The organism is Prauserella sp. PE36, from assembly GCF_003311655.1.
Classification (GTDB): Bacteria; Actinomycetota; Actinomycetes; order Mycobacteriales; family Pseudonocardiaceae; genus Prauserella_A; species Prauserella_A endophytica.
The window spans coordinates 210,481-228,869 of sequence record NZ_QEQT01000082.1; the positions used below are offsets into that span (position 1 = coordinate 210,481).

Annotated in this window: 14 protein-coding genes; 6 read left to right on the top strand and 8 right to left on the bottom strand. The window is 72.8% G+C overall.

What is annotated here, in order from left to right; genetic code table 11:
• Positions 1-1,092 (bottom strand): aldo/keto reductase, encoded by a 1,092-nt coding sequence (locus DI005_RS23420; RefSeq protein ID WP_199543149.1) that lies wholly within the window; start codon positions 1,090-1,092, stop codon positions 1-3.
• 101 nt (positions 1,093-1,193) lie between these two features.
• Here DI005_RS23420 and DI005_RS23425 point away from each other — a divergent pair, with 101 nt between their 5' ends.
• A complete protein-coding gene (locus DI005_RS23425; RefSeq protein WP_113643544.1) occupies positions 1,194-2,093 on the top strand; it encodes a LysR family transcriptional regulator in 900 nt (299 codons plus the stop codon).
• Positions 2,094-2,156: 63 nt separating this feature from the next.
• Here the strand turns inward: DI005_RS23425 and DI005_RS23430 are convergent, their stop codons facing one another.
• On the bottom strand, positions 2,157-2,489 hold the full coding sequence (locus DI005_RS23430) for a YnfA family protein (RefSeq protein WP_112269671.1): 333 nt from the start codon (positions 2,487-2,489) through the stop codon (positions 2,157-2,159).
• A gap of 387 nt (positions 2,490-2,876) precedes the next feature.
• Between DI005_RS23430 and DI005_RS23440 the strand changes: the two genes are divergently transcribed.
• On the top strand, positions 2,877-3,344 hold the full coding sequence (locus DI005_RS23440; protein WP_112270606.1) for an SRPBCC family protein: 468 nt from the start codon (positions 2,877-2,879) through the stop codon (positions 3,342-3,344).
• Positions 3,345-3,415: 71 nt separating this feature from the next.
• Here the strand turns inward: DI005_RS23440 and DI005_RS23445 are convergent, their stop codons facing one another.
• Positions 3,416-4,360 (bottom strand): sigma-70 family RNA polymerase sigma factor, encoded by a 945-nt coding sequence (locus tag DI005_RS23445; protein WP_228713650.1) that lies wholly within the window; start codon positions 4,358-4,360, stop codon positions 3,416-3,418.
• A gap of 195 nt (positions 4,361-4,555) precedes the next feature.
• Here DI005_RS23445 and DI005_RS23450 point away from each other — a divergent pair, with 195 nt between their 5' ends.
• From DI005_RS23450 to DI005_RS23460, 3 genes are all read left to right on the top strand, one after another.
• The gene (locus DI005_RS23450) at positions 4,556-5,665 is read left to right on the top strand and encodes a type VII secretion protein EccE (RefSeq protein ID WP_228713652.1); all 1,110 of its coding nucleotides are present in this window, start codon (positions 4,556-4,558) and stop codon (positions 5,663-5,665) included.
• Entirely contained in the window at positions 5,662-6,609 is a 948-nt protein-coding gene (locus tag DI005_RS23455; RefSeq protein ID WP_113643545.1) for a hypothetical protein, read from the top strand. Before DI005_RS23450 ends, DI005_RS23455 begins: the two co-directional genes overlap by 4 nt.
• 345 nt (positions 6,610-6,954) lie before the next feature.
• Positions 6,955-7,872: a TAXI family TRAP transporter solute-binding subunit gene (locus DI005_RS23460; RefSeq protein WP_233520288.1), complete on the top strand. Its 918-nt coding sequence runs from the start codon at positions 6,955-6,957 to the stop codon at positions 7,870-7,872.
• Here DI005_RS23460 and DI005_RS23465 read toward each other — a convergent pair.
• From DI005_RS23465 to eccCa, 5 genes are read right to left on the bottom strand one after another with little or no spacing between them, the layout of a single operon-like run.
• Positions 7,851-9,239, bottom strand: a complete 1,389-nt coding sequence (locus tag DI005_RS23465) for a HAMP domain-containing sensor histidine kinase (RefSeq protein ID WP_147263908.1) — start codon at positions 9,237-9,239, stop codon at positions 7,851-7,853. The two genes, DI005_RS23460 and DI005_RS23465, sit on opposite strands and share 22 nt — an antisense overlap.
• A 6-nt stretch (positions 9,240-9,245) precedes the next feature.
• Positions 9,246-9,920: a response regulator transcription factor gene (locus DI005_RS23470; RefSeq protein WP_112269682.1), complete on the bottom strand. Its 675-nt coding sequence runs from the start codon at positions 9,918-9,920 to the stop codon at positions 9,246-9,248.
• A gap of 18 nt (positions 9,921-9,938) precedes the next feature.
• Positions 9,939-12,038, bottom strand: a complete 2,100-nt coding sequence (locus DI005_RS23475; RefSeq protein WP_113643548.1) for a WXG100 family type VII secretion target — start codon at positions 12,036-12,038, stop codon at positions 9,939-9,941.
• Positions 12,039-12,069: 31 nt separating this feature from the next.
• Positions 12,070-12,840: a hypothetical protein gene (locus tag DI005_RS23480; RefSeq protein WP_112269686.1), complete on the bottom strand. Its 771-nt coding sequence runs from the start codon at positions 12,838-12,840 to the stop codon at positions 12,070-12,072.
• 58 nt (positions 12,841-12,898) lie between these two features.
• Positions 12,899-16,867 (bottom strand): type VII secretion protein EccCa, encoded by a 3,969-nt coding sequence (eccCa, locus tag DI005_RS23485; RefSeq protein ID WP_369973615.1) that lies wholly within the window; start codon positions 16,865-16,867, stop codon positions 12,899-12,901.
• 120 nt (positions 16,868-16,987) lie between these two features.
• On the opposite strand from eccCa, the gene eccD reads away from it, so the two are divergent.
• Positions 16,988-18,388 carry a type VII secretion integral membrane protein EccD gene (eccD, locus tag DI005_RS23490; protein WP_112269690.1) on the top strand — a complete coding sequence of 467 codons (1,401 nt, stop codon included), beginning with the start codon at positions 16,988-16,990 and terminating at the stop codon, positions 18,386-18,388.
• Position 18,389: the final 1 nt, after the last annotated feature.

Genomic DNA, 18,389 nt, shown 5'->3' on the forward strand with positions numbered 1-18,389 from the left:
CTACGAGGGCCACCACGGGCTTCGGCGGCGCATTTCCGCTTGAGCGCGGGAGACCAGTCCGTCGAATCGCTTTCCCGGATACCACGGCATTCGTTCGATCCGGTCGAATCCGGGGAGGTTCTTCACGTGCGCGTACATCCGTTCGCGGAGGTCGGGATCAGGTAGCGTGCCCCGCATCGCGGCGACGTTCTCCAGCAGATGAGCGGGGTTCGTGGTGGCCGGTAGCGCGCACGTGACGGCGGGGTGGGAGATCGTCCACTTGAGGAAGTACTCCGCCCAGCTCGTGATTCCGATGCGCTGAGCGAAACCGGGAACCGGCAGGCCGTGGACGATCTGGTGCAACCGCCCCTTTTCGAGGGGCATGCAGACCAGGACCGCGACGCCGCGGTCGGCGGCGGCCGGCAGAATGCGCTCCTCGGCGAGCCGGGTGGCCATCGTGTAGCGCACCTGCACGAAGTCCAGGTCGCCGACCTCCACCCAGTGGGCGAGCGCGTCGTAGTACGACAGATCGTGGTGCGTCACGCCGAGATAGCGGATCCGCCCCTCCTTCTTCCACGCGTGGAAGAGGGGAACATGGCAGTCGACGTTGACGAGGTTGTGGCACTGGATCAACTCGATCCGGCCGTCGTCGGACAGCCGCGCGACCGAGTTCCTCAGGCTGCGCGCCGCCAGGCTGTCGTCCCACAGGTAATCGCCGGTGGTCCACACCTTGTTGGTGACGAACAGGTCCTCCTTGATCCGCAGGGACGAGGCGAAGTGGCCGACATTGTCCTCGGCGGCGCCGTAGAGCGGTGAGGTGTCGACGACTCGCCCGCCGTTCTCGTGGTAGAGCCGCAGCACCTCGCGGAGGTGAGCGCGGCGCGCCCCCGGCGCGGTGTCGAACGTCATGAACGTGCCGAGCCCGATGGCACTCAGCAGCTCACCACTGCCCGGGACCGGCTTCCTGATCAGGTCGTCGTGCCGGTCGGCCGGTGCCGGCCGGGCCTGCGCGGAGGGCGCTCGGCCGAGCGCCGTGAGAGCTGTGCCCGCCGCCGCCGCGCCAAGCACGCGGCGGCGGGAGACAGGGGACTTTCCGGTGGGGTTTCGGTGCACGTCGACCGCTCCTTTTTGTCGCATCGGCGCTCGATCCGAGCCTCGCAGGAACGAACCGTCGGCTGCCACACCTGTTGGGACCGCCGGGATACTCTGCGGGTATGGCGGTCGAGCTGCGGTTGATGAGGTACGTGATCGCGATCTCCGAGGCGGGGAGTTTCGAGGCCGCGGCGGCCCGGCTGCACATGACGCAGCCGCCGTTGAGCCGCCAGATCCGGGAGCTGGAGCGAGAGCTGGGCGTCGAGCTGTTTCACCGGCGGCCGACCCGGCTGACCAGCGCCGGTGAGGTGTTCGTGGCCTCGGCCAAGGAGATCCTCGCCGCCACGGACCAGCTCGTGCGGGACGTCCGCGCCGAGGGCGACGCCCACTACGACACCGTCCGCGTCGGGTACACGCTGACCACGGCGTTCAGCGAGATGCCGGCCCTGGTGGCGTTCCTGCGCGACCACCACGCCGGGATCGTGGTCGACGCCCACGAGGCCTGGGACACGGAGCTCACGGCCGCCCTGGACGAAGGCCGGCTGGATGTGGTGATCGGGCGGTTCGTGTCCGTGCCGCGGTCCTGCCGCACCAGGGGGTTGCGCCGGGACCGATTCGCGATCGTCGTCGGAGCCGGTCATCCGCTGGCCGGTGAGGACAGCGTGTCACTCACCGACCTGCGCGGGCAGACGCTGCGATTCTTCCCCCGTAGTTTCGCGCCTCGTTACCACGACGCGGCGCTCGCGGCCCTGCACAGCACCGGCGAGACGTTCGACATCTGGGAGAACCCCTTGCCCGGACTCCGAAACCTCAACGTCCACCTCCGCGACGGCGGCTTCATGTTCCTCCCCCGATCGCTCGGTGATCACCTACCGAAAGGGCTCGTCTGCCTCCCGCTCCAGCAGGCGCTACCGGCTGACCTCGACATCCTCTGGAGACAGCCGCCCAGCCCGGCAGCGCGTGCCTTCATCCGGGCCGCCGTCGAGTTCGCCCGCGCCGAAGGCTGGCTTCCCCAGGACTGAGCGGCCGGGCTCCCCGGCGAGCGCGCCGCCGCTCGCTGGGCGTGCTTGCCGTGCCACGGGCGTTCACCCGCGCGGGGCGTACATGATCACCGCGACCCCGGCCAGGCAGATGAGGGCACCGATGACGTCGAACCGGTCGGGGCGGTAGCCGTCGGCGACCATGCCCCACGCCAGCGACCCGGCGACGAACACCCCGCCGTAGGCGGCGAGGATTCGCCCGAAGTGGGCGTCCGGCTGCAACGTGGCGACGAACCCGTAGACGCCCAGCGCGATCACTCCCGCGCCGATCCAGATCCAGCCACGGTGTTCCCGGACGCCCTGCCACACCAGCCACGCGCCTCCGATCTCGGCTAGTGCGGCCAGCACGAACAGGGCGATCGAACGCAGTACGAGCACGGAGAACCCTTCGAACCGGCGACGCTGACAAGGCCGGTACCGACGGTAGACGCCCGCCCTGCGTCCCGTCCCTACCCCTCGGGCAGTGGAGCGTCCCGCCTCAGCCGGTGCGGCCCGGCCAGACCGCGGCGGCCGTCAACACGGCTTCCGTGTCATGGCCGTCCCGCCTCGAGGTGCGCGGGCCGCCGACCGGCTCCGCTACCCGCGTGGCAGGCGGTTCGCGATGGGCGACGGGCTCGTGTGCCGGGGCTCTACGCGTGCGGCAAACGACGCGGACTCGATCATGGCTGCGGAACACCCGGGAGCGGGCTGCCGGGTGGGCGCGGGCGGCCTGATCCTCGGCTGCCACGCCGCCCGCACGGGGCGCCCGGATGGTTCAATCAGGCGGTGACCGACAATTCCGAAACGCCGACCGTGGTGACCGCTCACCGCGAGATCGCCGCAGGCGCGGAGCGGATCTTCGAGCTGATCGCCGATCCCGCGCGGCAGCCGGGGTGGGACGGCAACGACAATCTCGCCGAGGCGCCGCAGGGCCAGCGCGTGCGCGGCACCGGCGACGTGTTCACCATGACGCTGAGCAATGGCGGCGTGCGGGCGAACCGCGTCGTCGAGTTCGAGGAGGGGCGGCGCATCGCGTGGCTGCCGTCCGAGCAGGGGAAGGAACCGCCGGGGCACCTCTGGCGGTGGGAGCTGGAGCCGCTCGACGCGGGACGCACTCGGGTGACCCACACGTACGACTGGTCCCGGCTGACCGACGAGAACCGCTTCGCCAGGGCCCGGGCGACGACCGAGGACCGCCTTCGCGCCTCGCTCGACCGGCTCGCCGAGGCCGCCGAGGCCGCCGGGTCTGACTGAACCCGGCCGGTGGTTCGCCGTGGATCCGTGCCCGGCCGGCGAGAGGCCGTCGGCCGGCCGGGCACGGGGCTCTACGAGGCGTAGGTGAGCAGGCTCCCGGACACCTCGGGGTCGCGCAGTTTCAGCATGGTGCGCTTCTCGATCTGGCGTGCCCGCTCGCGGGTGACGCCGCAGACACGGCCGACCTCCTCGAACGTGCGCTCGCGCCCGCCGTCGAGGCCGAACCGGAGGCGGATCACCTCCTGCTCCCTCGGCGTGAGGGTCGCGAGCACCGTGTCGATCTCGCCGCGCAGCGCGCGCCCTGCTCCCTCGTCGTCGTCCGGGTTGTCCGGCTGGCGCAGGATCTCCCACAGTGGACGGTCGCCCTGGTCGCCGACGGTCTGGTCGAGGCTGATCGGCTCGCAGTCGTAGGAGAGCAGCTCGATCACCTCGGACACCGGGATCTCGAGGTCCCGCGCGATCTCGGCGTGAGTCGGGTCGTAGCCCAGCTCCGCCGCCAGCGCCCTTCGCGTCCTCGTCACCCGCTGGACCCGGTCCAGCACACGCGCCGGGATGCGGATCGTGCGGCTCTGCTCGCCCAGCGCGCGGCTTATCGCCTGCCGGATCCACCACGTGGCGTAGGTGGAGAACTTGAACCCCGGGGTGTGGTCGAACTTCTCGACCGCCCGGATGAGCCCGATGTTGCCCTCCTGGATCAGGTCGAGCAGTGCCAGGCCACGGCCGGTGTAGCGCTTGGCGATGCTGACGACCAGCCGCAGGTTCGCTTCGAGCAGCTCCTTCTTCGCGGCCTTGCCGATGTCGGCGATGGCGCGCAGGTCGGCGTGGTCGTACCGGTCGGTGCCCTCGGCGAGCAGTTGCTCGGCGAACAGGCCGGCCTCGATGCGCTGCGCCAGTTCGGCCTCCTGCTCACGGGTGAGCAGCTGAGTCCGTTTGATGCCGTTGAGGTAGGTCCCGACCAGGTCGGAATGCGGGCCGTACCCCTTCGGTGAGGTGTTGTCGATCTGCGGTGCGGACACCAGTGGTTCCCTCCAAGTGCCCCCGTATTTCTGGCTGACTAGAGGTTCGCGCGGTGCACTGACCGGCACCGGGGTGCCGCGGCACCCGTAGCGGCGCGGCTAAGCGCAGGTCAGCGGCGTGGCGCGGGCCGCGGCTTGCGAGGGGTGCGGATCGACTACGGGGGAGGCTGGCGCCGTGTGGTTATCGTCAGCTGAGTGGTGAGAAGCACGCGGACGCCGCCGGCGCGCAGGCAGCCGTGGTTCCGCCCGCGCGGGCGGCGGGGCCGGGTCGGCCCGGCCGGCGTGGGCAGGCTGCTGGTGTTCGAGGTCGTCCAGGTGGCGATCTTCGTGGTCGTGGTCCAGGAGTTGTGGGCTGCCATCACCGGTGCCGTGGTCGGCGTACTCGCCGTCGTCGTGACGTTCGGCCGTCACCGCGGTCGCTGGTTGAGCGAGCACGTGCGGCTGTGGTGGCGCTATCGCGCGCGGCGCGGCGCCTCCGGATGCGGCGCCGACGACGCGCGCCTGTCGTCGGTCCGGGAGCTCGTGCCCGATCTGGTGGTGGAGAACATCGACGGACCCGGGGGTGTCCCACTCGGCATGGGCAGTGACGGCGCGGGCTGGTTCACCGCGCTCGAGGTGGTGCCCGCTCCCGACGACCGAACCCGGCCCCCGTTGCCGCTCGCCGCGCTGGCCAGGCTCGTCACCGACGCGGAGCAGTCCGGCGCCGTGCTGCAGGTCGTCGCGCACGCCGGGCCACCGGACGGCGCGCTCTGGGTGGCGGTGCGGCTGGACGCGGGCGCCGTGGCCGACTCGGTGGTCGACGACACCGACGTGCGGGTTGACGTTCCGGCGGTGCTGGCCGAGCTGACCCGGCGGGCCGCGCGGGTGCTGCGCAGGCGAGGACTCGGCACGCGGCTGCTCAGCGCGGACGAACTGCTCGACGCGCTCGTCCGCTCCTGCGGGCTGGGTACCGGCGCCCCAGCGAACATCGAGGAACGTTGGGAGGCATGGCAGGTGGACGAGGTGCGGCACGGATGCTTCTGGCTCGAGTCCTGGCCCGATCCGGAACGGGGCACGGCGCTGCTGGCGGCGTTGCGGGACCTGCCCGCGTCGCAGACCAGCCTGACGTTCCTGCTGGAGCCGGGGCACGACGGCACCGGCCTGCGGTGCCTGCTGCGCCTTGCCGCGCCGAGCTCGTCCTACGAGGCGGCGTGCGCGAACGCGCAGCAGCTCGCCGAGAACCTGGGCGGGCGGCTGTTCCGGCTCGACGGTGAGCACGCCCCCGCGGTGTACGCCACCGTGCCGAGCGGAGGCGGTGCGCGATGACCGTGCCCGGGGGTGCCCGGCCGCAGCAGGCCGTCCACGGTGAGCAGCTCGTCGCGGCGTCCGTCGCACGGGAACCCGCACTGGCGGAGTCCACGGGGGAGGCCACGGCGAGCGCGTCAGCGCAGGCGCTGCCCGTGCCGCAGGCTGCCGCGAGGCCACTGGCCACGCCGACGGTCCCACCAGCTCCACCCCCGGCCGGTGACGGCACGCGGCGCGAGCCGCGGACCCGGCCGGAGTGGCGGACTCGCCGGCATCGTGGCCTCAGCAGGCTGCACATCGGCAGGCACCTGGCGCCGGCGGACGAACTGGACCGCGTGCAGCTCACCGCCCGGTCGGTGGGCCTGCCGCTCGGCAGCGACCAGGCGGGTGCGCCCGTTCCGTTGCAGATGTTCGGCCCGCGCCCGTCGTCGGTCGTCCTGCTCGGCGGGCTCTGGGCCGCCAAGCTCGTGGTCTTCCGCTCGCTCGGGTTCGGGGCGAGGGCGGTGGTGTTGACCGGCCGGTACGCCGCCTGGCGGCATCTCGGACAGTGGGCGACGGGCCGCACCGACCGCGTCGCGGTGCTCCCACCCGGTTCGCCGCTGGGCACGGTGGCCTCCGCCGACGCCCCGCTGCTGCGGGTGGACGACCTGGACGACGCAGGCGAGGCGCAGCCAGCGCCCGCCGGGGAACCGCCGTGGCAGACCCGGTTGCTGGTGTGCCGGCGGCTCACCCCCGCGCGGTTGCCTGCGGTCCGTGCCGCCGACGTGCTGCTGACCCAGCGGCTGACGCCCGACGAGGCGGGCGCCGTCGTGGCGGCCCGAGGGCTCGCCGACCGGGACGCGCACGCCCTGCAGCTGCTCCAGGACGACATGCTCGCGCTGGACGCCGGTACGGGCGTCAGGTACGTCTGGACCAATCCGGGAGGCGCCGAGCAGCGCGCGCTCGGCCGGCCCGGTCCGCGGTGAGGCGGGGCGATGGGACACGAGGTGCCCCCACGCCGGGGGATTAACGTGGGGGCACCTCATTCCGGCCGCCGCTCAGCCGGAAACCTGGAAGGCCGAAACGAACCAGCGGACGGGACGGCCGTGCACGGGACACAGTGGACCATCGCGCCGTCGCGATCGCCGCGCGGCCTGGGAAGCCGAACGGGCAGTTGGCTTCCCGCGCCGGTCGCTGGCATTTCCAGGTCCTCCTTTTCTTGCGCGACAACGAAAAGCTACGGGGCGTGGTCAGGTTCACGCAGTCTTCTTGAGGAATCTTGAGCTTTGCGACCTTGTCGGCGATCACGGAGAACACTCGCGCTGCTCGGCGTGCTGCTGCTGGGCCTGCTGCCAGCGGCGTCCACGGCCACGGAAGACGGCGGCCCGGTGCGCCGGATCGTCATCGTCTCGGGTTCGACCGGCGGGGTCTACTACTCGTACGGGCTGGCCATCGCGCGGGAGCTCGCAGCCGCCACCGGTGTGCGCGCGCGGGTGGTGGCGACGCAGGGATCGGTGGAGAACCTGCGCGCGCTGGTGGAGGGAACGGGCGACCTCGCGTTCAGCGCGGCCGACGCGGTGACGGAGACCGGGCTGCCGCCCGACGTGCCCACGGTCTCGTTGCGGGCGATCGGCCGGCTCTACGACGACTACCTGCACGTCGTGGTGCCCGCGTCGTCGCCCGCGCGCGAGCTCGGCGATCTGCGCGGCCGCACCGTGTCGGTCGGCTCTGCCGAAAGCGGGACGGAGCTCATCGCGGAACGACTGCTGGAGCTGGCCGGCCTCTCCATGAGTGAGATCCGGCCGGTCTTTCTCGGGCTGGGCGATTCCGCGGCCGCGATGCTGCGCGGCGAGGTCGACGCCTTCTTCTGGTCGGGCGGCCTGCCGACGGGCGCGGTGTCCGCGCTCGCCGCCGAGCTGCCGATCCGGTTGCTGCCACTTGGCAACGAGGCCGCGTCGATGCGCGCCACCCACGGCAGCGCCGGCTACCGGGTGGCGACCGTGCCGGGCGGCACCTACGCGGACGTGCCGCAGACGCGCACGCTCGCGGTGCCCAACTACCTGCTCGTGCGCGCCGACGCCGATCCCACCGTGGTCGCGTGGGTGACCAGGCTGTTGTTCGAGCGCAGCCGCGCGCTGGGGGATGCGGTGCCGGTCGCGCGCTCGCCGAGCCCGCGGACCGCGATCTTCACCGATCCCGTGCCGTTGCATCCGGGCGCGCTCGCCTACTACCGGACGATCAAGCCGTGATCGGCGGCCCTGAGCACCAGCCGTACGGTGAGCCCGCCCCGTTCGGTCGGCTCCACCTCCACCCGGCCACCGTGCTGGCGGAGCAGCTCCGACGCGATGCTGAGCCCGAGGCCGGTTCCCGCGACGTTCTGGTGCCGGGGGCTGCGCCAGAACCGGTCGGTCACCCTGGCCAGCTCGTCGCGCTCCAGACCGGGACCGGTGTCGCTGACGGCGATCGCCAGCTCGTCGTCGTCACGCCGGATCCGGATCGAGACCGCGCCCCCTCGGGGCGTGAACTTCAACGCGTTGTCCAGCACCACGTCCAGTGACGTGCTCAGCGCGGTCGGCTCGAACCACGCGTACGCCGGGTCGTGCGGGCCGCCGGTCACCGTGATCCGCCGGTTCCTCGCGAGCGGCGCCCAGGCGAGCAACCGCTCGTCGACGATGGCGCTCACCTCGACGAGCGCGGGCTCGCCCGCGCTGGCGTCGGCGCGCGCGAGCCGCAGCAGGTCGTCGAGGATGTGGCCGAGTCGCTTGGCCTCCGTTCGCACGTGTTCGTGATCCTCCTCGTGGCCGGGCCGCAGTGCGAACTCCAGCTGGTCGATGCGGAGCTGCAGTGCCCCCAGGGGATTGCGCAGCTGGTGGGAGGCGTCGGCGACGAACCGCCGCTGCCGGTCGATCGCGGCCTCGACCCGCGTGGCCATGTCGTTGAACGACGCGGCGAGCCTGCGCAGCTCGGGCGGCCCGCTCTCCCCGACGACCCTGGCCGTGAGCCTGCCCGAGCCGAACTCGTGCGCGGCGCGGTCGAGCAGCCCGATCGGCCGCAGCACCCACGACGCGATGCGCGAGGCCACCGCCACGCAGCAGGCGAGCGTCAGCAGCGCCGCCACGGCCACCACACCGACCACGACCCCGCCCGTGTGACGGAGGTGCTGGGTGGGCGAGAGGGTGACCAGAGCGCCGAGCACGTCGCCGTCGCGGGTCACCGGCTCGGCCACGACGAGATCTCTCGACTGCCACGGCAGGATGCGGGTGCCGGTGACGTCCCGGTGCCCGCTGAGCGCCATCGCCACGTGCTCGCGGACGTCCGGATCCGCCCAGCGGGCCGTGTCGCTCGATGCGAGGCGGACCGCGGGTGTGAGATCGAACAGCGCGACCCGCACGCCGTGGACCTGTTCGTAGCGCCGGAAATCGGTGAGCAGCGAGATCCGGTCGGCGCCGGTCGTCGCGGCCTCGGCCATGGAGACCAGCCTGCGGGCGTCGTCGCGCCGGTCGGTGAGCATGGTCTGCTGTTCGACGTCGATCCGGCTGGCGGCCAGCGGCGCCGACAGCGCGGTGACGACGGCGGCCATGAGCAGCACGAGTACGGCGCGCAACCTCGCTCGCACCGGGGCTCACCCGGTCCGGAGCCGGTACCCGATGCCACGCACCGTCTCGATGCTGTCGGCGGGCGCCAGCTTGCCGCGCACCGACGCGATGTGCACCTGGAGCGTCCGCTGGGCACCGCGCCATGACGTTCCCCACAGCTCGCTGATGATCTGCTCGTAGCGCATGACGACACCGGGGCTGCGGGCGAGCAACGCCAGGATGTCGAACTCGAGCCGGGTCAGGCGGACGGAGCGGCCGTCGACCGTCGCCTCGCGGCGTCTCAGGTCGACCTTGACGCGGCACGGCTGCGCGTCGGGTGCGGGCTCCGGGAACACGGCCCGCCCCGCGGTGCGCCTGCGGACGACGGCGTTGAGCCGGGCGAGCAGTTCCCGCGAGTCGTACGGCTTGACGATGTAGTCGTCTGCGCCGAGGTCGAGGCCCTGCACCCGGGACCGCAGGTCATCGCGGGCGGTGACGATGAGCAGCGCGGCGTCCGTGGCCGTCCGGATGCGCTTGCAGACGTGCGTGCCGTCCCGGTCGGGCAGCCCCAGGTCCAGCAGCACGACGTCGAGCGTGTCGTCGACCGCGGCGAGCGCCTCGGCCGCCGTTCGCGCCACCCGGATCTCGTACCCGTGGTGCAGCAGGACGGCCGACAGCGCGCCGACCACAGCGTCGTCGTCCTCGACGATCAGCACCCGCATCGAAGCCGCTGCCGCCCGCTACTGCTTCCCGAGCACCGGTGCGGTGTCGGGTCGTGCGGGGGCCGGGCGATCCGCTCCGGCGACCACCGGTCCACCCGGTGTCGAGACCTCCCAGGCGCTCTCGTCGGTCACCGGACCCTGGTGCCGTGGCTCGTCGGTGACGCGACGGTCCGTGCGGTCGGCCTGGACGGCCGGCTGCCCTGCGGGTGCCGGTGCGCCGGACCGGCGCAGTGCGGCGGGAACCTCGACCGCGTGCTGCGGCTGCTCCGGGGCGTCCGCGGTGCGCCCGGCGAGGACCGAAGGGACGTCGCCGGGCAGCCCCGTGGCGAACTCCGACGCGGGCGTGGTGCGGCGGCGGTCGAGCTCTCGTCGCCGCTGGGCGGCCCTGCGTTCGGCGCGTTGCTCGGTGTAGCTGCGGCGCGGGGAGGCCAGCCGCTGGTTGACGAGCACCGGTGGCGCAGCGGCGGTGCCGGGCGCGGTACCCGCGGCCGCGGGCGCCTCGGCGAGGCCACCCGGCCGCGTGCGTTTGCGGTCCTGCCCTCCGAGCACGGGCGGCGCCGCCACCCCGGGAGGAGACAGGAACGCGTCCTGCCGGTGGCGTGTGGTGTCCTGTTCGTCCGAAGTGGACTGCCGGGTTCCCGGTGGTGCCGTGCCGGGCGTTCCCGGCGGCAGCGCGGGCGTGCCGGGGTCACCGGGCGCGGACCGGCCGTCTTGCGGCGACTGCCGGGACTGGCGGCCCGGCTGCTGGCCGGCCGGTGGCATCCCGGTACCGGGGGGAAGTCCCGTGCCGGGCGGAAGTCCCGCGCCGGGGGGAAGTCCCGCGCCGGGCGGTGCGCCGATCGTGCTGCCCGGCGGCCCCGCGAGCGAGGTCCCGCCGGGAAACCTCGGCGAGTTCAGCAACCCCGGCGAGCGGAGCACTCCGAGGTTCGGCGCCCCGCTGGATCCCGTGCCGAACCCGGGTGGCGCGGCGGGACGCGGCGTGAAGAAGCCGGGACGGGCGGCCGGAGGCGTGAGGCCGCTGCCCGGTGGCGGCATCGCGGTGAGTCCCGCCAGACCGGGGCCGGTGAGCCCCTGTGCGGATAGCGGCGCCGGGTCAGGGCCGGTGGGCGGCGGAGCCACCTCGCCTGCCGGAGGAGCCTCCGCGCCGGTGAACCCCGGCGGTGGCGTCCCCTCGGGCACAGGCGCAGGCGCAGGCGCACCGGCGAGCGCTGGCGAAGGCGCGGGCGGGGGTGCGGCCATCGCGAAGGTGGCGACCGGTGGCGGTGCGGCGGTGGCTCCCGTCGGTGCACCACCGAAACCGGGCGGCGGCGCCGCGCCGAACCCCGGCGGCGCGCCGGGAGCACCCCCGGGCGGGCCACCCGGCAGGTTCGGCAGCCCGAACGCCCCCGGATGGAAGACCCCGTCGAGCGGCGTCATCTTCGGTCCACGGGCGCCCGCGATCCGTTGCGTGTAGGGCAGATAGGCGTCCGCTGCCTCGCGGGCGAGCTCCCGGGCCTTCTCGTTGTACTTGTCCTTGGTCTCCGACTCGGTGGGCTTGCTGTTGATGTCGGTGTGGGTTCCGCCGTCCTTGGCGGCGAGGTAAGGAGTGCCGTCGGGTTTGGAGTTCTCCAGCGCCGTCTGGTACTCCTCCCAGAGGGTGGCCATCTCCTCCTGCTTCTCACGCATCACACCGGCGAGCCCGCGCAGGGCGCCGGCGGTGTCACTGGCCGACTCCTGCCATTGGTCCAGGTACACCAGCGTGGTCCCGACCCGGAGGAGGAACGCGGCCTTCGCCGAGGGCGACTCCCAGTTGGCGTCGAGCCCGTCGGTCTGGGTGCGCAGATCGCTGCTCAGGGTGGACAGCGCGCTCGCGAGCTTGCTGAACTGGCCGGCGCGATCGTCGACGTTGCCGGGCTGCTCGCCCATGAGCTCGAGGTTGATGGCTTCGATCGTGTCGCCGCGGGCGCCCTCGGCGACACCGATCTCGAGCTGTCGCGCGCTGGCCGGCGGCGGCCCGCCCATGATCGACGGATGCCAGTTGGCGGCGGCGTCGCCGCCCTCATCACCCGTGATGTAGTGGCCGGGCCCGTTCGGGCCGCCGTGCGGCAGGTTCGCCCCGTAGTAGTCCTCGCCGGACATGTGTCCTCCCCCCGTCTGCCCGCAGGCCCGATCAGAGACCCGGAGCCTGTTCCCGGGCCTCCTGCTCCTGTGCCTCCGCCAGCGCGATCCAGTCGTCCGGCGTGACCGCGTCGGGCTGTGGCGTGATCGTGCGGTGCCCCGAGGTCTCGCTGTTGCCGTCCGCGTCCTGCCGCTCGGTGTGCATCTCGACGGTGCCGTCGCGGTGGTGGTACTCGTGTTCGATGGTGCGCCCCACCAGTGCGCCGTTCTCGTCGCGGATCTCGGTGACGTGCTGCGTGTGGGTCAGGCCCGCGTGCGGGTAGGACTCATGTGTCGTGTACTCCCGCTGGTCGGGGGTGGAGCCGGATTCGGAGCCCGGCGCCTGCCCTCCGCCGTCGGAGGCGCCCGCCGCGGGCTGCTGGTCGTACAGCTCCTCCACGGTGGTGCCGTCGATGTGCGACGGCAGCCCCGCGGGCCTGGTCGCGCCCGGTGCGTCGAAGGCGAACTTGATCGCGTTGAGACTCACCGCTCCCATCGCGTCACCAGTGCCGTAGAGATCGGCGATGATGTGCGCGACCGAGGACAGCACCGTCAGGTTCTGCATGGCGTCCCCAAGGAACAGCTGCGCTTCCTCCGCGCTCCACCTGGTGGCGTTCTCCGCTTCCCTCCCCGGCGGGAACAGCCCGGTGCTGAACTGGCCGTCGCTGCCGCCCAGCAGCAGCGCGGACTCGGCACCAAGGTAGTCCTGGAGCCCCTCCCGCAGGCTCGCGACGTTCTCACCGAACGTGCGGAAGGAGCCGAGGTCGGCGTCGAGATTGCTCATGGGGGCCTCCGGATGCCACCGTGGACGGGGACGAGTGCTGTCCCCAAGAAGTCAACCCTCACGGCGCAACCCCCGGTGGCAGGTGCGCCAGCTGCACCAGCTGTGCCCCGGAGCGCCGGGTGATCAGCCGGCCGCGGCCGGGCGGCAGCGGCTGTGCCTTGAGGTTGCCCAGCAGCGGACCCTCCTCCTTGCTGCCCGACATCAGGATGCCGGGGGAGGCGAGGTCCCGGATGCGAGCGATGACCGGGTCGAACAGGGCCCTTGCCGCGCCGCCGGTGCGCCGGGTGACCACCAGGTGCAGACCGATGTCGCGGCCCTGGGTCATGAACTCCAGCAACGGCGTCAGCGGGTTGTCGTGCGCGTGCGGCACCACGAGGTCGTAGTCGTCGATGAGCACGAACAGCTCGGGACCGCTCCACCAGTTGCGGTCGCGGAGCTGCTCCGGCGTGATGTCGCCGCCGGGCAGCCGTTTCGTCATCGCGTTCACCGTCAGCCCCACCATCTGATCCACGGTCGAGCGGCTCGTGGCGTAGCCGATGCGGTACTCCTCGGGAACCAGCCCGAGCATGCTGCGCCGGTAGTCGATGAGCGCGATCTGGGCCTGCTCGGGCCCGTAGCGCGCCATGATGCCGGTGGCCAGCGCGCGCAGGAACGTGCTCTTGCCGCATTCGACGTCACCGAGCAGCAACAGGTGCGGCTCGGTCTCGAAGTCGAGGCGCACCGGGCGCAGGTCGCTCTCGGCGATCCCGATCGGAATGCCCCGCTCGTCGGGAGCGGGCAGCGTGGAGTACGGCAGCTGCGACGGCAGCAGCCGCACACGCGGGGCGGCCGGCCCCGGCGCGGCGTCGCTCACGGCGCCGACGAAGTGGCTCACGCCCTCGGTGAGCTCCGCGTCCGTCGAGCGTCCGTCCACTCTGGGCACCGCGGTGAGGAAGTGCATGCCGTCCGGGGTGAGTCCACGGCCGGGCGTCTGCTCGGGCACCGTGGCCGCCTTGCGCCGGTTGACCGCGGAGTCGGCGGGGTCGCCCAGCCGCAGCTCGAGCTTGGTGCCGAACATGTCCTTGGTGTTCATGCGCAGGTCCATCCATCGGTTGCACGTCGCGATCACGTGCACTCCGAAGCCGAGGCCGCGGTTCACCAGCTCGCCGACCACCGGCTCGAGATCCTCGAACTCCGTGCGCAGCGTCGTCCAGCCGTCCACGACGAGGAACAGGTCGCCGAACGGGTCCTCGGCGAACTTGCCGGAGCGCAGCAGCCGCCGGTAGGTGGCCATGCCGTCGATGCCGTGCTCTGCGAACCGCTGTTCGCGCTCGAGCAGCAGGTTGTGCGCCTCGGCGACGCTGCGCCGGACCTGGTCGGTGTCGCGGCGGGTCGCCGTGCCGCCGACGTGGGTGAGCTCGCGCATCGCGGTGAGCCCGCCGCCACCGAAGTCGAGGCAGAAGAACTGGACCTCGGCGGGCGTGTGGGTCAGCGCGAGGCTGCCGAGAATGGTGCGCACCGCGGTGGTCTTGCCGCTGCGGGGCCCCCCGACGACGACCACGTTGCCGCCCGCGCCCGCGAGGTCCAGCCGGTAGGTCTCGCGCTTCTGCTCGAACGGCATGTCGATGATCCCGGCGACGGCCCGCAGCGCGCCGTGCTCCTCGGCGACCTCGGTGGTGAGCCCCCGCTCCGGGTGCTGCACGAGCGGTGCCAGCAGCTGGTCGAGCGTCGGCGGTTCGGCCAGCGGCGGCAGCCACACCTGGTGGGCGGCCTTGCCCTGCCCTCGCATGCGCTCCACCAGCACGTCGAGCAACGTCTCGCCGCCCTCGTCTTCGGTCTCGGCAGGCGCCGCCTCCTCGGCCGGGGTGTCGGTGGCCGGTACGGCGTAGCGGGTCGAGAAGTCCTGCACCGGGTCGGCCCTCGTGCCGCCCGCCCCGGCGGCGCGCTCGGAGCCCTCGCGCCGGTGGATGCCGGAGACATAGGCGGCGCGGAACCGGGTGAGCTCGTCGGTGCCGGTCTTGAGGTAGCCGTTGCCGGGGGAGCGCGGCAGCTGGTAAGCGTCCGGGAACCCGAGCACGGCGCGGCTCTCCATCGCGGAGAACGTCCGCAGCCCGATCCGGTACGACAGGTGCGAGTCGAGCCCGCGTAGCTTGCCCTCCTCCAGCCGCTGCGAGGCCAGGAGCAGGTGCACGCCGAGCGAGCGGCCGACGCGTCCGATCTGGACGAACATGTCGATGAAGTCGGGGCGGGCCGTGAGCAGCTCGGAGAACTCGTCGACAATCACCAGCAGTGCGGGCAGCGGCTCCAACGGCGCTCCGGCGGCGCGGGCCTTCTCGTAGTCGCGCTGGGAGGCGTAGTTGCCCGCCTTGCGCAGCAGTTCCTGGCGGCGCAGCAGCTCGCCCTGGATGGCGTCGAGCATGCGATCCACGAGGTGCAGCTCGTCGGCGAGGTTGGTGATCACGGCGCTGGTGTGCGGCAGCTGGTCGAGCCTGGCGAACGTCGCCCCGCCCTTGAAGTCCACCAGCACGAGGTTGAGGATCTCGGGGTCGTGGGTGACCGCGAGCGCCAGCACGAGGGTGCGCAGCAGCTCCGACTTGCCCGATCCGGTGGCGCCGACCAGCAGCCCGTGTGGGCCCATGCCGTCCTGCGCCGACTCCTTGAGGTCCAGCTCCATCGGCCTGCCGTCGGCCTGTACCCCGATAGCCACGCGCAGCCGGTCGCGGTTGGACCGGGCGGCCCACGCCCGCGAAAGGGCGAACTCGTACGGGTCGCCGAGCCCGAGCAGCGCCGTCAGCTCCAGGGTCCCGGCGAGCGGCTGCTCCCCGCTGACGGCCAGCGCAGACAGCCGCAGCGGCGCGAGCGCGCGGGTGAGCGCGTGCGCGTCGGGCTCCGCGAGCGCGTCGGCGCGCCCCACGGCGCCAGAACCGTCCATGGTGCGGCTGCTGAGCGTGCCGTCGTCGGCGATCTCCAGCACCAGCGTGGTGGCGTCCAGGATCCGCGGCGGGGCGTCGGTGAGATCGAGCAGCGTGACACCCTCGGTGCCGCCCTCCACCAGCAGGTGCTCGGAGCCGTCCTTCGCGCCGCCGTCCAGCACCACGACGAGGTGCGCGGCGCCGTCGACGGGAGCCGACCGCGCGTCGAACCGCGGCCGGTTGGCGAGCACGTCGTCGAGCATGGCCTCCAGCGCAGTCACGCTGGACGCCACCAGGCGCAGCTGGCCGACCGCGTCCAGTTTCGACGGGTGCAGGGCGTGCGGCAGCCACTTGGCCCACTCCCAGCGTTCCCGCTCGTCGGGGTGCACGCAGAAGGCCACCAGCACGTCCCCGGGGGCGTGGAAGGCGCCGAGCTGCGCGACGAGGGCTCTCGCGAAGTCGCGCTTGCGGCTCTGGTCGCCGGTGACGTAGATGTGGGAGAACCCGCGCAACGCCACCGCCACGGGCAGGTCGGGCACGGTCGAGTAGGTGGTGACGAACCTGCGCAGCGCCATCGCGCACAGCGGTTCCAGCTCGTCGATCGGTTTGGTCTCCGGCGGCACGAGCGGTGTCGCCAGCTCCTGCTGGCCGAGCCCGATCCGGATCACGGTGAAGTCCCAGTCGCCCTGGCGGCGTTCCCACAGCCGGGCGCTGCGCACGGTCGACCAGAGCCGGTCCGGGTCGGGGTGCCGGTAGAGCATGGCCTCGCGCTGGCGGGCGATCGTCTCGCGGACCTGCGCGCGGAGCTGGCTGAGCCTGCGCATGTACCGGCGGCGGCTCACGATCATGTCCTGCTTGCTGGCGCCCTGACCGGCCTGGCTGAACACCTGGAAGGCGACCATGCCGAGCAGGCCGATGCCGATGAGCCCGCCCGCCACGAACATGAGCGGGCCGAAGCCCCTGCTCGCGCCCATCATCACGGCCATGCCGCCCGCCATGCCCAGCATCGGCAGGATCATCAGCATCCTGGCCCAGTTCCTGCCCGACGGAGAGGGGTTCTCCGGCGGCGGCTCCAGCACCACGTCACCGGACGGCAGCTCGGGTGCCGGACGGCGCAGCGGCCGCTTGACGATCACGGTCCCCAAGATCGACTCCTCGTGCGTCTGGTGTGGACGGACCGGGCGCAGCGCGGGGTGGCGCTTGCCTCTCGTCCCTACCATTCAAGCAACGCCATGCAGCACACGAACGGACCTTCGATGACAGTTGCCTCCGGCACGGCGCTCGCGCGCGTGACCATCGCGACGCCGGAACGGTCGATCGACGTCGCCCTGCCCGAGGACGTCGCGGTCGCCGACCTGCTGCCGTACATCCTGCGGCACGCCGGCGCGGACGCGCCCGACGCCGGGGAACGGCACGGCGGCTGGGTGCTGCGCAGGCCCGACGGCACGCGGGTCGACTCGCGGCGGACGCTGGGCGCGCAGGAGGTCCGCGACGGCGAGGTCATGCACCTGGTGCCGGGGCACGCGGACTGGCCGGAGCCGGAGTACGACGACGTCGTCGAGACGATCGCCAGCGGCGCGCGCCGTCACGGCCGCAGCTGGGGCGGTGACGCGACGCGGCGTTGCACGCTCGCCGTGTGCGCGGTGGTGCTGGCGGCGGGCACGTCGTTCTTGTTCTTGTTCGAGCCGCCGTGGCTGCTGCCGGGGCTCGCGTTCCTGGGCGTGGCCGTGGTGCTGACGGCGGCGGGGGCCGCGGTGGCCCGCGCGGTCCCGGACGCGGGTGCGGGCGCCGTGCTCGCGGGCACGGGGTTGCTCTACGCGCTGGCGGGCGGCTGGCTGGTGACCGGTCCACGGCACGCGGCCCCCGTGGAGTTCGGCTCGCCGCAACTGGCGCTGGCGGCCGTCACCGTGGTGGTGTTCGGCGTGGTGGGCCACCTCGGCGTCGCGGCGATGGCGAGGGTGTTCGCCGCGGCCGTCACCGCCGGGCTGCTCGGCGTGCTCGGCGCGCTGCTCGCGGGACCGCTGGGCGCGGGTGGATCGGCCGCGGTGGTGCTGACGGCCGGGATCGGGCTGCTGCCGGGGTATCCGGTGCTCGCCATCCGCCTCGGGAGGCTGCCGATGCCCGCGTTGCCGCAGAGCTCGGCGGACCTGTTCAGCGACGAGCCGGTGCCGCCGTCGTCCGGTGTCTTCGCCGCGGCGGTGCGCACCGACGAGATGCTGTCCGGCCTGTTGTCCGGGCTCGCCGTCGCGAGTGTCGTCTCCTCGGTGGTGCTGGCCGTGTCCGGGGGCGCGGCGAACCTGATCCTGCTCGGCGCGGTGGCGGTGGCGCTGTTGCTGCGCGCGCGGCTTTTCGCGGTGGGCCGCCAACGGGTTCCGCTGCTCACCGCCGGTGCCGTGGCCGCCGCCCTGCTGCTGGCGAGTTTCGTCGCGATGGCCCAGACCAACACCGGCCGTCTGCTGTTCCTGGTGGTGCTGCTCGCGATCGCGGGCCTCGTCGCCGTCGCGGGGCTGACCTACAGCCGCCGCAACCCCTCGCCGTACCTCGGCCGGATCGCCGACGTGCTCGACGTGGTGGCGATCCTGGCGCTGGTGCCGCTGACGTGTTACCTCACCGGCCTGTTCACCCTGGTTCAGGGGCTCATGGCGGGGATCGGCTGAC

Bases quoted from the DNA above. Each gene is read 5' to 3' on its own strand.
- DI005_RS23425 (WP_113643544.1), top strand. From the start codon at position 1,194: ATGGCGGTCGAGCTGCGGTTGATGAGGTACGTGATCGCGATCTCCGAG.
- DI005_RS23455 (WP_113643545.1), top strand. From the start codon at position 5,662: ATGACCGTGCCCGGGGGTGCCCGGCCGCAGCAGGCCGTCCACGGTGAG.
- DI005_RS23470 (WP_112269682.1), bottom strand. From the start codon at position 9,920: ATGCGGGTGCTGATCGTCGAGGACGACGACGCTGTGGTCGGCGCGCTG.
- DI005_RS23475 (WP_113643548.1), bottom strand. From the start codon at position 12,038: ATGTCCGGCGAGGACTACTACGGGGCGAACCTGCCGCACGGCGGCCCG.
- DI005_RS23480 (WP_112269686.1), bottom strand. From the start codon at position 12,840: ATGAGCAATCTCGACGCCGACCTCGGCTCCTTCCGCACGTTCGGTGAG.
- eccD (WP_112269690.1), top strand. From the start codon at position 16,988: ATGACAGTTGCCTCCGGCACGGCGCTCGCGCGCGTGACCATCGCGACG.